We start from the raw sequence: 13,631 nt of genomic DNA on the forward strand, positions 1-13,631 counted from the left end.
TGATAACGGTCAGGGATACGTGCGTCGGTCGGGGGTCTTACGATGCTTTTATATGGATAGTTCTATCTATTGTGTTGGTTTACTCTGCATCCAGCAGGTGAACACGGCCGTAGTCTATCCATGTCTGGGCACATTCCCCCTTCATACGCTATTCGACCGCAGACCGCTGGCTGCGGTTTTTTATTTGCAATGAAATCGGAGGAATGAAAGATGACTATAATTAAAGTGAAGAATTTACGTAAGGAATGGAATGGGATCCCTTTATTTAAGGAGGTATCCTTTGAGATAGCAGAGGGAGAGCGCGTGCTTTTATTCGGACGAAACGGGATTGGCAAAACCACACTGCTTAAGGGGCTGATCGGTCGGCTTACTTTTGAAGAGGGAAGTATCTATCATGGTTTGCCATCTGAAGAATGGGGTGTGCTCGATCAACAGCTTGAGGTACCGGGGGAAGTAACCGCATTGGACTACGTTCTTTCAGGGTCAGCACAGCTGCCTGAATTAAAACGCCAGCTGGAAGCCCTCAGTCAGAGACTGCAGGAGCAGAAAGCTGATAACGAAGCTGAGTTGGCTGAATATGCAGAGGTGTACGATCGTTACTTGCAGCTTGATGGATATGGCTGGGAGGTCAAAGCGGAAAAAAGTCTAAAGCAGCTCAAGCTTGAACATGCAGTCTGGGATTTGCCATACGCCTCACTTAGTGGAGGGCAAAAGACACGGGTGCAATTAGCAGCATTATTAGCCCGGCAGCCCAAGCTATTGATTCTGGATGAACCGACCAATCACATAGATGGAGAAACGATGGAGTGGTTGGAGCATTGGGTGTGCACATACCCTGGAACCGTGTTTTATGTATCACATGATCGAACATTTATTGATCGAACTGCGACGTCTGTGCTGGAGCTTAGTCCGGAGGGATGCCGGTGTTATTCGGGTGGATATACACAATACCGGGAGCAGAAGACTATAGAGCTGAGAACATTGGAGGGACAATATAAAAAGCAGGAGCAAGAAAAGGAGAAGCTGCTGGAGAGCATTAGGCGGTATGCAGAATGGTTCCAGCAAGCGCATCGTGCTGCCGGACAAAATGATTTTCTGCGTTCGAAATCCAAGAAAAATGTGTCTCGTTTCCATGCCAAGGAAGCTGCACTGGAACGGTTAAATAAGAACCGTGTAGAATTGCCCCGCGAGACTGGCAAGCTGAAGATGAAGCTGGAAAGCGAAGAGTTTCTGGCAGATTCTTTACTGACACTCAGTGAGATAGAGTTTGCCTATGAGGGGAGTGCGCCTTTTCTTAGGGATTTCAGTTTGTCGCTAAACCGGGGAGACCGACTGTCTATTCTGGGTCCTAATGGTGTTGGAAAGTCTACGCTGCTGAAATTGATTGCAGGGATCAATAAGCCTACAAAAGGTGAAGTGCGGCTGCATCCACGGACGACAATCGGTTATTTTGCACAAGAGCTAGATAACTTAGAAATGAACTCTACGATTCTGGATAGCTTGCTTGAACTGCCGGGAATGACCCAGACGGAGGCGCGGACAATTCTGGGTTGCTTTTTATTTACGCGGGACGATGTATTTAAACGGATTGGGGATTTGAGTCTGGGGGAGAAATGCCGTGTAGCTTTCCTCAAGTTGTATTTTGGAAAAGCAAATCTATTGGTCTTAGATGAACCCACTAATTATCTGGACATTGACACTAGGGAACGAGTAGAAGAGGCACTTATGGTGTATCCCGGCGGGTTAGTAATGGTCTCGCATGACCGTTATCTTCACTCTAAAGTGGCTAATCGCTTGGTGATATTAGAGCCGTCTCAGGCACCAAAGTTTTTTCAAGGAACGTATGCTGAATACTTCGAAAAAGACAGAACCCGTCTGCTTACTGGTATAGAACAGGCTCGGGAGGATGACCTTGCCCTCCTGCAGCTGCGTCTGAATCAGCTGATTCAGAGTAGCAGTGTGGATTCTGAGGCGGAGAATGCAGCGCTAGTGGCGGAAATCGTTAATTTGCAGCGACAAATACAGGAACTAAGGGGCGAGGGGAAACCCTTATCCTCCTAAGCTGATAAAAAACACAACCTTGCTCAGGATAAATTTATCTTGGGCAGGTTGTGTTTTTAGGTAGGAGTCGTAAGGTGTAAGGTGTATAATTTGGAGGAATGTGGATTTTTTTAGCGATAAAGAAATCTTGAGAGGATGGTTGCAGAATTGCTGAAATTGGGCTCTTTTATATTGGAATTACTTCGCTTGTGTATATTGCTTGTGCTGACTTTGTTAGTTTTGGGTTGGGCAGAAAGATTGATCTATCAATTGATATTTGGTCAGCCCGTGTATAACTGGAGTATGGGACTCGGGAATTTATTTGTATTTTTTATGCTGTACCGGAATCATTTTCAGTTTAAGGGCTGGTATAAATCAGAGAAAAATAAAAAGCTAACGCTCCTCACCACAAGAATAATCACCGTAATTTCTATAGGACTAATAATCCTGCCGATAGGGCTAGGCTGAGCTTATGAAGATTAGAATCATTGGAGCTTGCGGCAGCGGCAAATCCTATATCGCCCGGGAGTTATCTAGAAAATACGGTGTAGAGTATTACGAGACTGACAACTTGGTATGGGACAGAAGTGCCGAGAATTTGCGCTTTTCAGTTGAAGCAAGGGATGCTCAGTTGGAGGAAATCCTTGATAAACCCTCATGGATTCTGGAAGGCGCACATTACAAATGGGGACAAGAGAGTTTTAAAGCTGCTGACTTAATCGTTATTTTGAATCCTAATAAAGTGATCAGGGATTTGAGAGTGTTTACAAGGTTTATAAAAACAAGACTGGGTTTAGAGCAAGCAAATTACAAGCAGTCATTTAAGAATCTCTATGTGATGATTTTTGAATGGAACCGTGGATATGATCATGAGGCCGCACATAGGATTATAGAGTTAACGGATACTCTGTCTGATAAACGGGTAATTGTGAAAAATAACAAAGAGCTGGAGTCCATTATCCAAGAGCATCTGAGGAAGGGATTGTTAAATAGGGATTGAGCGACAAAGTAAATGATAGAGAGAGGAGTGCTTGCATGGATAACATTCTACCCGAGCATTTGGATCAGGAGAATTTTATAGGCTTTTGGAAAAGAGTGCTGGCTTCCATTCTTGATTTCTTGGTCATTGGAATACCTGGGGTTATCGTATACTTGATACTTAATTCATTAGCTGTTTCATTACACTCGGAGATACCTATTATCCTGGAGTACATTTTGTTTATCGCATTTGATATCTTTATGATCGTTAGATTTGGCGGAACTCCAGGGAAGCTGATTTTAAAAATAAAAATTGTCAATGAGCAAGGGAATTACCCTACAGTGAAGGAAGCTCTGATTCGAAATGTTTTCCGAATGATTAGTATGATTCTTTCAATGGTAATTGCGGTCAGCAGCTATGACTTTACCGTTATTTCCGCCAAATTATCCTTATGGTCGGATTTGGCTTTTGACCTCACTCAAGTCCTGGGTCCAATCATGCTGGTGGATTACTTGTTGGTTGGATTACATCGCCGTAAACGTGCGATTCACGATTTGCTGGCTGGCACTTATGTTGTTGAGAAATCCGCAATTTGAAGAATGCTTTTCACCAAGCATTCTTTTTTTTAATATTAGATATTTTACTATTAAATATTTTAGTGTTAAAATACTTCTATAAGCAGCCGATCATCATGAATGCCAAAGGAGAACCTCTTGGAAAATCCAGATATTTTTAAGCTAATACATGCAGTTGAATTATTTACGAATGAAGTTATTGTCCGATGGATGAACGCATTTGATCACAATATTGGGATATCTCCAGTTCTAGTCTTGGGCGAATTGAATAAAAAAGGCCCCTTGAAGCAGACTATTTTGGCTAAGAGACTAGGATATACGCCGGGAGCAATGACTAACATTGCTAATCGACTAATTAAGCAGGAGATGGCCGAGCGAAAATATAACGAAGATGATCGACGGAATGTACTTCTATCTATCACGGACAAAGGAAAAGACGTTTTGAAGGAAGCACAGCTTAAGGGACAGGAGCTAAGAGCTGAAATGTTCCAAAAGCTCAATGAGGAGGAACTGCAGCAATTCTTGAAAATCTATGAGAAGTTGTTAACGAGCTTTGATAGCTCTGAAACATAAACCAAGTCATCTTAGAAGCACAATAACATTATAAAGGGGTATGAACATGGGAAGAGTTCAAGGTAAAGTTGCATTAGTAACTGGAGGCGCTTCAGGTATTGGCTTATCAGCTGCCACTCTATTAGCTAGAGAAGGAGCAAAGGTTGTTATTGCTGATTTTAATGTGGAAGCAGCCAAAGAAGCAGCATCTAAGATTAAAAATGAAGGCGGAGAAGCTGAAGGTCTTTTCTTAGATGCCTCCCAAGCGGATTCGATCAAGGAAGCTGTTGACTTCACAGTTGCTCAGTATGGCACCATCACAATATTGTTTAATAATGTAGGTCTAACTAATCTGCAAAAAGACCTTGATGTGGTCAATATAGATTTGGAAGAGTGGGATCGCCTGATGAACGTAAATACCAAAAGTGTTCTGTTAGGCAGCCGGTTTGCTATTCCTCATATGATTAAAGCGGGCGGAGGCTCGATCATTAACACAGCTTCGATGTCAGCATTCGCAGGGGATTCATTGCGTACTGCTTATGGCTCCTCTAAGGCAGCTGTTGTGAACCTTACTCGTTACATCGCTACACAATATGGTAAAGACAAAATCCGTTGTAACGGGGTGGCACCAGGGCTGATCCTAACACCTGCCGCTGCAAGAAATATGCCGCCAGCGGTATTGGATATTTTCCAAAAATTCAACGCGCTTCCTTATCACGGTGAAGCTGATGATATCGGCAATACGGTTTTGTTCCTGGCATCGGATGAATCCAAATTCATCACAGGCCAAACGATTGAAGTAGAGGGTGGCCACTATATGTCTAACCCAAGTATCACGGATTTCCAGAATTACATGATGGAAGCTAAATCTAAATAAAAGATTATGTGTAATTAAAAATCCGGTCCATGCTCGAATTTGTCGAGCGGGACCGGATTTTTGTTTATTTTAATGAATTAGCTTACCTCTAAAACTGCCTGCATAAAGGTCTTCAAAGCGGAGGGTTTGGCATTTGCGATCCATTGCTTTAACTCATCAGTTTGACCATTCACATACCATCCAAGCTTCTCTTTTAACTCTTGGTCAAAGACTTTAGGTTGATTTTTTCGTTCCGCTAACAGTTGTTTAATCATTTGTGGCCAGCGATACCCACTATGACCAAAGCTGAGTTCAGGATAACGCTCAGCAAGTGTCATTACCGAAGAGAGTGATTCACCAGCGTATAATTCTGCCGCCAAAAAGCTGCCAATAAAACGATGGCTATCATCATACTTTAGGGCGATCGCGAATTGTTTACGAGCTTCTTCAAGCTTCCCTTGTTGCATGAGGGCTGTGGCGTTAATAGAAAGTACATAACCGTTAGTATTGGGTCCGTTTAGTTCGTTGTAGTAGGAATAATATTCGTTATACGACTTCCAGTCCGCATGGTCAAAATAGTACTGCGATAATGTGAAGGCGTAATTAGTAGAAGGCTGTAGTTGTATTAGCTTTTCGAGTAAGGGAATCGCCTTATCTTCTAATGTTGTATCCTTTGTGAGAGATGATTTTGCCAGCATCAACTTTACTAGCATGTGCAGGGCATGAACATCCTGTGGGTCATCGGCAATATTTTTTTGGTACATTTCTAGTGCCTGATCCGTTTTTTTATCCAGTAGTAGTTGGTCAGCCGTAGTAAGCTCTCTTTCCTTGAGATAAAAGAACGGCAGATTGCCGACGGTGTCTTCGTTCAATCTGTAGCCATTACTGCGGGTAATCAGGCGTCCATCTGCATCTAAGGCTTCAATATTCCAAGAAAAGCGCACTTCGGGATTCATAAATCCGAGAAGGGAGAGGGGATCAATAGATTCCCAGCCATCTCCACTGCTGCCATAGGAAAAACCGCCGCCATCGTAAAGTTCTTCTACAGGAATGGAGATATGGTTATCTACAATACGATCCCGAATTTGTACGCCCAACACGGCCCCCTCCCCGCCACCGCTTAAACGATAGTAAGCTGCTCCTTCAACAGCTTTCCAGCGGAAATCTATGGTCTTGCCTGTTAGGGTTTCCTGATTAATGGGAGACTGCAGCTCAAGCAGAGGTTGTAGAACTATGCTCTCATTCAACCTGTCATCTGGTTTAACTTCAATCCAATCGTCATATTGTACAGGCCAAGTCCAGCCGTCGATCTGATCATAGCCAAGTCCAAGCTGTAACTGATAAAAGCCCGGAATCACACCGTGAAATTCGAAACGTCCTTCAGTATCTGTGACGATTCGGTAGGGTTCAGCAGAAGTGATGCTATGGTTAACTTCGCTTTCAGCGCGGAGAAAAATACCAGCCCGCGGAACTGGGGTGCCATCGCTTCTTGTAAGGGTACCGGAGACGACAGCAGTTGAAGTATTTCCCATATCTATAGCAGACTGAATTGCGGTTCGAAGCGATTCCAGCTGTCTTTCAGTATCCGAAGTCCCAGCTTCTGGTGCTGCTGCTGATCCTGTATTGTCTCTGGAGCCTTCGTTCGAACTGCTGGTGGCAGCGTTCATTTGTTTATGAATATCCTGCCAGAATTTTTTGTAGCTCTCCAAGCCATCGTTTACTACGGCAAGTGCTTCCTGCGCTTCGCCTTTTGTAAAGAGTAAACGCCCGGTAAGCCATGCCTTTTGTGCGTTTAGCTCTTCCTGAGACTCGGATGGAAAGGGGGTTTGTTCAAGAATTGTTTCAGCGGTTGTTATATCGCCACTATTTAGGGCTCGCTCCGCTCGAAGGAGCTCCAGCTGTTTAGCTACAGAGGAGCTGCTGTTTAACTGTTTCGCTGCGGTGATTAGCGCTTGATCTCCATCTTCCTTTCGGCCAAGAGCATCATATTCATAAGCTAACTGCTTAGCCGCAAATATACGTGTATTATCCGAAGGCCCCTCAAGGATATATTCCTCAAGTAAAGGTACTATGTCCTCCGGTAACAGACCGGAACGCTGGGTTTCATCATTACTCCACTGGCTCATCGAAGGGCTAACATTAACGTCATATCTGTAGGGATCATAGCTGTGATCCTTATCAAGGATGTTTGTACGGATTAGCTCGATACGTTTACTCCCGGTTGTGGAAGCCAGCTTTTGCAGAAGATCAGTCCTAGCTATGTTAGATTGAATAGCTGTGCTCTGATCTATCTGCGCCTGTGAAGGTAAGAAGTTAAACAGAAGAATAAGCAGGGAGGCAGGGAGTAACACGAATAACACCAGATGTTTGATTTTTATCTTAATTCTCATGTTTTTTCACCGCCTGCTCGTAGATATCCTTCCAATACGTATTTCCTCCAGCTTCGATTAGTTCTCGGTTCGCACGCTGCGGGGTGTTTTGTTGTGGCTGTTGTTTAATCTCTGGCTGATGCAGGGTCAGCGAAACGATTAGAATTATGGCACCGATCGCACCTATAGGTTTGACAGGGATCTCAATTTCTTTATTCCACAGCGCCAATAAACGGGCTCCAAAGGTTGGAGGGTGAGTCTGCTTAATGACCCGGTCGTGTCCAGTGAACTGGAGGTTCTTTAATTCTTCATCCAGCTGCTTTTTGACCGTATCGCGTTCTGTATTCATAAGAAATGTCCCTCCTTCACCAAAATCTTTTTTAAGAGCGTCCGGCCTCTGGCGAGTCTGGATTTGATCGTATTTTCAGATGTATTTAATTGCTCGGAAATTTCCCGGATACTCATCTCATGAAAGTAATATAACGTCAGACATTCCCGGTATAGATAATCAAGATTTCTCATGGACTCGGCGAGCCTGACATTATGCCATTCCACCATAAAAAGCTCTTCTGCTCCGGCTGTGAAGTCAGCATCTTCGTTAATTTGCAGCTCTGACCCTCCCGCCGGGAAAATATTACGCCAGCTCCAAGTCCGTTGCCTCATGCGGCAGCGATTGACCACTATCCGTATCAGCCATGCCTTCAGCCGGTCCGGCTCCTGTAACTGACTCATTTTGGTATAAGCTTGAATAAAAGTATCTTGTACCGCTTCTTCGGCACTTTGTCTATCTTTAAGCAATAAAGAAGCGGTTCGTAGCAGCATATCTCCATATTCGTCCATTAACAGGCGGAGAGCTGACTCATCTTTTGCCACAATTCTCTCTATAATATTCAGATGCAGCTCCCCTCCCTTTACTAATAAGATGCGGCTTGGAGGATTAAGGTTGCGTTTGGATGGAAAATTCTTCAACAAATGTCGCGATTACAGTTCGTGTACTCAGAAGGACGCCGGAACGCCGGATATGGGTTTACTGTTGGAATCTATTGCACAGAATGCAATGGATTGCTTTTTTAAGCAGGATTAGCTCCTTTCTATTGTACGTTCTGCAATGAAACCCTTCGGGGCTGGGAATGACGTCTAAGGTCATATGGTTCATGAGTTTATGAGCTTATGAGTTCACGAGTTTATAGTTAAATGGAGTTATGTGGAGATTTTAAAAGAGAAACTTACTTGAGTTAGGTGTCGGAAAAAAGGGTTTTATGTAGAAAAATAGAGTGTTTATGAATTTATATTTGTAGATATGGGTAAAAGAGGGTTAGCCAGAAGTATTGCCGCTATCCTGCAACTATTTGATTTTCACCTCGTCTGTATGTTCAGTTTCATTTTTTGCAAGTCGACTTTAAGGTAATCCACTAAGGAGATGACATCATGTCAGTACAGATAAAATTAATAGCAGGCTCTATCCTACTCGCAGGAATGATTGGGCTTGCTGGATGCAGTTCGAACAATGAGGCGGGGAATTCAGAATCCCAGGCAACGGCCCCAACAGAAACGGCTGTAACAGCATCCTCTGAGCCGGAAGTTAGTCCATCAAGCACCCCAGCAGAAACTGCACCAGCAACTGCACCAGAAACTGCACCAGAAACTGCACCAGCAGCGACTTCCTCCCCTACGGAGACTGATAAAGATTCAACCAGCTCAAATTCACAAAATAGCGACAAACAGCTTAAAGAGTTATTCGAGCTTGCCAAAAAAGGGAAGGTGCCTGGTGTAAAATATGCCGCTCATACCGGACTTATTGATGAGGTCGAAGCGGATTGGGGCAAACCTGATCAACAGGAGTCAGCGGGAAAAGGTATTTATGCTACCTACACTGACAGACATGTCGTGTTTGGATTTAATAAAGGAAGTTTAATCTTCGATGTTCGTTCAAGTGATTCCGCGCTGCAAAAGCTGACGCTGAAGCAAATTGAGGCAACACTCGGCAAGCCAGACGATACCAAAGTGAACGGAGAGGATAAGATTTACACCTATCAAGCCAATGACCAATACCAGCTGAAATTTATTATTCCAAGCTCGACCGGTACAGTAGATCATATATCCGTATTTAGTGAACAGGATTCTTTTAACAATATGGCTGGGTAAGTGGCATGGGTTAGAAGAGGAGAGAGCAATCATGCAGAGGAATCTGGGGTTGCTCTTTTTGTATATTCTTTTTTGAGGTGGAGTAGGCCTTGGACGGACTGTTATAATGTAACCAATGAGCGGGTTCGGGGAAAGTGAGGTTCTATCATGCAGCTGGAATTAAATGAAAGTGAATATAAAGTGACCGCAGAAGGGATAACGATAGAATTATTCCCAAAAGAATTTACGCTTTTTCAGTTCTTGTACAAAAATAGAGGGCGTACATTCAGTCGAGAACAACTATTGGATAAAGTATGGCCGCTTGAATATCCGGTAGAGCGAACGGTAGATGATCATATTTATCGGCTTCGTAAAAAGCTAGGCAAGCTTCAAGACTTAGATATTAAGACTGTTCGGGGATTTGGTTATAGTCTGACTATGCAGGAGCCCTCAGCTGCTATGGCCAATCCGACTACATATGACTTAGAGATGCAAAAGACGATGCGGGAAGTATTCAAGAAATATCACCTATATGGCCAAGGTCGCTCGATGTTAATCCTCGCACGCCAACAGGATGTTTTGGGGTATGCGATGGATCCGTTTTATTCGATCTATATTCATTTTGTACAGGGAGATTTGGATTGGCTGCTGAACACAACCGAGGTGGGGATAGAGGAACGGTTTTATTCCTTATTAATCTGTTATGTTCTATTGGGTGATCCTAAGAAAAAACTAGAGTTCTGCGAGTTAGTCCTTGAGAAAAAGATTCTTTTGCCGCCTCAGCATCGAGAAGTGGAGATTCTAAATATTCTGGATTTGTACACGCTGGCAGGGGAACCGGAAAAAGCACTGGAACGACTAAAGCTAACATATGAAGTGATTAAAGAGCCGGGGTATGAGAGTTTCATTCCTATAACGGCGACCTCAGAAATGCTTACACACTTGTGGATGGGAACAGAAGATCACGTAATAGAACGGATGGCAACAGACATTGAAGCACTTTTGCTGGAGAAACCTTATTTGCGTGAGATCGGTAGTTATAAAGTTACAAGGGGCTTGTGGTTTCTACGGCGTAAGTCTTGGCGTGAAGCCGAGCAACTGTTGGATGAGGCACTTCAGGTGCTTGAGATGTCAGGGTTCGTGCCGATGCGGATATATGCATTGTATCGAATAGTTCATTTTTGTAACGAGTTTCCACCCAAGCCAGCTTTGTATCGCAAATATGTGAATTTATTTGAACGAGAGAAGGAAGAGCGGGGGTTCCATCGGTTAGAACAATCCTTGGATACCGTGCTTACGAACCTTGTGACTGCCCCCTGATAATTCTCTGACAATTCTCCATTACATTAAGGTCATGCTAATAAGTTCTTAATTGTAATTTGGAGGAATGTTTAATGAATGCTTCAACACAAGCAGGCACGAGCCTGCTTAAGAACAAGGTGTATATGCGTGTGTACAGCGCATATGCGACGGCTACCTTTGGGGATTGGTTCGATGCCTTAGCGATTCAGGTACTCGTAGGGTACCGCTGGCAGGCCAGCCCGCTAATGCTGGCTTTGATTCCGGTCTCCATAGCTTTGCCGGGGATTTTGCTGGGCTCGTTCGCAGGGGTAGTGGCTGACCGACTGAACAAGCTGAAGCTGATGCGAATGTGTGATCTGCTTACGGCACTGTTAACCGTATTCGTATTATTTGCACCCAGTATGGTGTGGTTGCTCCCATTACTGATGTTGCGTGCTGCCATTTCTACGTTAAACGTGCCTGCTCAGCAGTCGATGACCCGTAGTATGGTTAGAGAAGATCAGCTGCTCCAAGCCACCTCGCTTAATGGGCTTGTGAATCAAGGCTCGAAAATCGCGGGACCTTTACTGGGCGGCTTCGCGTTGTCTGTTCTTACGCCACAGTGGTGTATATTAATCAATGCTTGTCTCAGAGGCTGTTCCTATTTGCTCCTACTTACAGTTAAGAAAAGTGATGTAGAACAAGTTCGCACAGAAGGTAAGGGGGATCAAGAGGAGCGTGTCCCCCTCCGTACGATGTGGAAGGAAGGCTGGAGCTTTATGCTGCATAGTAGGTTGCTGTTAAATACCATGCTGTTTGGCATAGTCTGTTCAATGGCTATTCAGATGATTGATTTTCAATTCACCAGTCTATTCAGGGTACTTGCACCTTCTAATGAATCTTTACTGGGCTGGCTCGTGGCGGCATCCGGAGGTGGTGCTGTATTCATCATTATGGTCATGAACAAAATGAATCGCGGAACAGGTTATGGCTGGAAGCTTGGAACGGGTTATGTGCTGATGGGTTTATCGGTCGGGGGACTTGGACTGCTTCAGCCAGGAGCTTCCAGTATTTCTGTATTGCTATTAGGGTTCTTACTAGGTATTGGGAACGGAATTTTTATTATCACGTTCAATTATTGTCTGCAAAAAGAAACCCCCCCGCACATGACAGGGCGTGTATTCGGTATTCAGAGTACCATTCTTAGCGGAGTTATGATTGGCGCTCCACTCCTTGGCGGAATGATGGTTCAGGCCGCTGGGCCTAGCCGTATCTTTTTGAATTTTGGCATCGTAATCGCTCTGATTGGTGTGCTGGGCATCGCCTTCGGGCGCGTACTGTGGCCTACGCAGAAAGAGAAGAGCGATAGCTCTGCGGAGCAGGCTAGGACGGTTGAGGTGATGGAGGGTAGCTAGCAGGTAGCACGCTAGTCTAGCTAGCTGGACTAGAAAGCTTGAGTGGGAGAGAGAATCTAGCCGATCTTTAGCGAGACTAGGAAGTTTGAGTGGCAGAGTCAATCTAGCGTGACTCCCTAGCCGATCCCTGGCGGGACTAGAAAGCTTGAGTGGCAAATACAACCTAGCGTGACTCGCTAGCATTTAGTTGCAGAATGTGCAGTTAAATTCCCTTTCAGCGATCGAACTGGGATTTAGTTGTACTTTGTGCAGTTATTATTTGATTTTCTCCCTTTTAGTCTAGGAAAGATGATTTTTAGCTGCACAGAGTACACTTATTTGCTCAGGAGGCCTCTTTTACCGCTTAATAGTTGTATATAGTGCAATTAAGAGTCTCCTTAGTCATAGTCGCCTTAATATGTGACTTCTCAGTGAGCGATTTCTCAATAAGTATCTCCTTAATAAGTGACCTCTCAATAAGTTATTACTTTGTGATCTAAAGCAACTGCTGCACGAAACGTTATAAGTTACAATATTACCTAGCCCGATAGGACAGTTTCTCGTCCATAAGGGCTTTTTTAGTGTGTAGAGGAGATTGGTTAGAACATTAGAATTTGTAGAGGTAAAGGAGGGAAAGGATGGCTACTTTTATTTATATGGTGAGGCACGGTGAGTCGCCCAAACTGCCCGGAGGAACTGAAAGGACTCGCGGACTAACCGCGAAAGGGGAGGCAGATGCCCGCAAGATAACGGAAAAATTACGTCTGGAAGGAATTCAAGTCTTCTATTCAAGTCCATACCTTCGGGCTATACATACGATTTCTGGATTGGCGCAGGAGTTAGGAGCAGAGATTCAAAGTGTTGAAGACCTGCGGGAGATCCATTTCTCGGACGGAAGTACGATTATGACTGATCAGGAACTGTATCCATTACTGGCAAAAATGTTTGAAGATCCGGATTTTGTCCCAGTTGGTGGGGAATCCATTCATGCGTGTCAGAAGCGTTCAGTTAGTGTACTGGCAGAAATTCTGAGTAATCACAGCGGTCAAAAGGTTGCTATTGGAACTCACGGGGCAGTCATGACGCTTATGATGAACTATTTTGATGCCAAATATGATCTGAATTTTTTACTTCAAACCACAAAGCCGGATATTTATAAAATGGAGTTCACAGGCGGAACGTTAGTGGGTGTGGAGCAGTTATGATTATTGGGGGCTGCCAACAAGCGGCCCGAGCATCATCAACCTGAGACTTACGGACTCAGTTGACATTATTCACAGATTATTAGCCTTTGGAGCATGGTTTCGGACTCCAACGTCGTTATTCCTTAAAAAGAGCACCTTATTGGGTATTTTTTATACCAATAGCGACTCTGGGGTCCGTTCTCATCCCAAAAGTGGGGAATTGCTGCATATAAGGTCAGCGGTGTCCGATAGCGGCTTCACACGCGTAAATATGCAC

13 protein-coding genes are annotated in these 13,631 nt (G+C 44.2%); 10 read left to right on the plus strand and 3 right to left on the minus strand.

Translation table 11 applies throughout. The features are described 5' to 3' along the window. The first annotated feature begins 210 nt into the window (after positions 1-210). The 6 genes from abc-f (at position 211) to MHB37_RS05390 (ending at position 5,023) form a co-directional block, all read left to right on the plus strand. Positions 211-2,061 (plus strand): ribosomal protection-like ABC-F family protein, encoded by a 1,851-nt coding sequence (gene abc-f / locus MHB37_RS05365; protein WP_405169018.1) that lies wholly within the window; start codon positions 211-213, stop codon positions 2,059-2,061. A gap of 147 nt (positions 2,062-2,208) precedes the next feature. Further along, on the plus strand, positions 2,209-2,508 hold the full coding sequence (locus MHB37_RS05370) for a hypothetical protein (RefSeq protein ID WP_081386495.1): 300 nt from the start codon (positions 2,209-2,211) through the stop codon (positions 2,506-2,508). Between the two features lie 4 nt (positions 2,509-2,512). After that, entirely contained in the window at positions 2,513-3,040 is a 528-nt protein-coding gene (locus MHB37_RS05375; protein WP_076129554.1) for a hypothetical protein, read from the plus strand. Positions 3,041-3,075: 35 nt separating this feature from the next. Next, the gene (locus MHB37_RS05380; RefSeq protein WP_076194832.1) at positions 3,076-3,615 is read left to right on the plus strand and encodes an RDD family protein; all 540 of its coding nucleotides are present in this window, start codon (positions 3,076-3,078) and stop codon (positions 3,613-3,615) included. Positions 3,616-3,732: 117 nt separating this feature from the next. Then, on the plus strand, positions 3,733-4,167 hold the full coding sequence (locus MHB37_RS05385) for a MarR family winged helix-turn-helix transcriptional regulator (protein ID WP_076129552.1): 435 nt from the start codon (positions 3,733-3,735) through the stop codon (positions 4,165-4,167). A gap of 46 nt (positions 4,168-4,213) precedes the next feature. Further along, on the plus strand, positions 4,214-5,023 hold the full coding sequence (locus MHB37_RS05390) for an SDR family NAD(P)-dependent oxidoreductase (RefSeq protein WP_076129551.1): 810 nt from the start codon (positions 4,214-4,216) through the stop codon (positions 5,021-5,023). A 77-nt stretch (positions 5,024-5,100) separates the two neighbouring features. Here MHB37_RS05390 and MHB37_RS05395 read toward each other — a convergent pair whose 3' ends face one another. From MHB37_RS05395 to MHB37_RS05405, 3 genes are read right to left on the minus strand one after another with little or no spacing between them, the layout of a single operon-like run. Beyond that, positions 5,101-7,392, minus strand: a complete 2,292-nt coding sequence (locus MHB37_RS05395) for a hypothetical protein (protein WP_405169019.1) — start codon at positions 7,390-7,392, stop codon at positions 5,101-5,103. Beyond that, positions 7,382-7,720 (minus strand): hypothetical protein, encoded by a 339-nt coding sequence (locus MHB37_RS05400; protein WP_405169020.1) that lies wholly within the window; start codon positions 7,718-7,720, stop codon positions 7,382-7,384. Before MHB37_RS05400 ends, MHB37_RS05395 begins: the two co-directional genes overlap by 11 nt. Next, positions 7,717-8,244 (minus strand): sigma-70 family RNA polymerase sigma factor, encoded by a 528-nt coding sequence (locus MHB37_RS05405; protein ID WP_341143899.1) that lies wholly within the window; start codon positions 8,242-8,244, stop codon positions 7,717-7,719. The genes MHB37_RS05400 and MHB37_RS05405 overlap by 4 nt, the downstream gene beginning before the upstream one ends. A 555-nt stretch (positions 8,245-8,799) precedes the next feature. Here MHB37_RS05405 and MHB37_RS05410 point away from each other — a divergent pair. The 4 genes from MHB37_RS05410 (at position 8,800) to MHB37_RS05425 (ending at position 13,375) form a co-directional block, all read left to right on the plus strand. Continuing rightward, positions 8,800-9,516, plus strand: a complete 717-nt coding sequence (locus MHB37_RS05410) for a DUF4309 domain-containing protein (protein ID WP_405169021.1) — start codon at positions 8,800-8,802, stop codon at positions 9,514-9,516. 147 nt (positions 9,517-9,663) lie between these two features. Continuing rightward, a complete protein-coding gene (locus tag MHB37_RS05415; RefSeq protein ID WP_076316919.1) occupies positions 9,664-10,815 on the plus strand; it encodes a winged helix-turn-helix domain-containing protein in 1,152 nt (383 codons plus the stop codon). 74 nt (positions 10,816-10,889) lie between these two features. Further along, the gene (locus tag MHB37_RS05420) at positions 10,890-12,191 is read left to right on the plus strand and encodes an MFS transporter (protein ID WP_405169022.1); all 1,302 of its coding nucleotides are present in this window, start codon (positions 10,890-10,892) and stop codon (positions 12,189-12,191) included. Positions 12,192-12,808: 617 nt separating this feature from the next. Further along, positions 12,809-13,375 (plus strand): histidine phosphatase family protein, encoded by a 567-nt coding sequence (locus MHB37_RS05425; RefSeq protein WP_076305346.1) that lies wholly within the window; start codon positions 12,809-12,811, stop codon positions 13,373-13,375. Positions 13,376-13,631 lie beyond the last annotated feature (256 nt).

The organism is Paenibacillus sp. FSL H3-0286 (genome assembly GCF_045040705.1).
Lineage (GTDB): Bacteria > Bacillota > Bacilli > Paenibacillales > Paenibacillaceae > Paenibacillus_AQ > Paenibacillus_AQ odorifer.

Coding starts and splice junctions, on each gene's coding strand:
- abc-f (WP_405169018.1), top strand. CDS start 211: ATGACTATAATTAAAGTGAAGAATTTACGTAAGGAATGGAATGGGATC.
- MHB37_RS05375 (WP_076129554.1), top strand. CDS start 2,513: ATGAAGATTAGAATCATTGGAGCTTGCGGCAGCGGCAAATCCTATATC.
- MHB37_RS05380 (WP_076194832.1), top strand. CDS start 3,076: ATGGATAACATTCTACCCGAGCATTTGGATCAGGAGAATTTTATAGGC.
- MHB37_RS05390 (WP_076129551.1), top strand. CDS start 4,214: ATGGGAAGAGTTCAAGGTAAAGTTGCATTAGTAACTGGAGGCGCTTCA.
- MHB37_RS05395 (WP_405169019.1), bottom strand. CDS start 7,392: ATGAGAATTAAGATAAAAATCAAACATCTGGTGTTATTCGTGTTACTC.
- MHB37_RS05400 (WP_405169020.1), bottom strand. CDS start 7,720: ATGAATACAGAACGCGATACGGTCAAAAAGCAGCTGGATGAAGAATTA.
- MHB37_RS05410 (WP_405169021.1), top strand. CDS start 8,800: ATGTCAGTACAGATAAAATTAATAGCAGGCTCTATCCTACTCGCAGGA.
- MHB37_RS05415 (WP_076316919.1), top strand. CDS start 9,664: ATGCAGCTGGAATTAAATGAAAGTGAATATAAAGTGACCGCAGAAGGG.
- MHB37_RS05420 (WP_405169022.1), top strand. CDS start 10,890: ATGAATGCTTCAACACAAGCAGGCACGAGCCTGCTTAAGAACAAGGTG.
- MHB37_RS05425 (WP_076305346.1), top strand. CDS start 12,809: ATGGCTACTTTTATTTATATGGTGAGGCACGGTGAGTCGCCCAAACTG.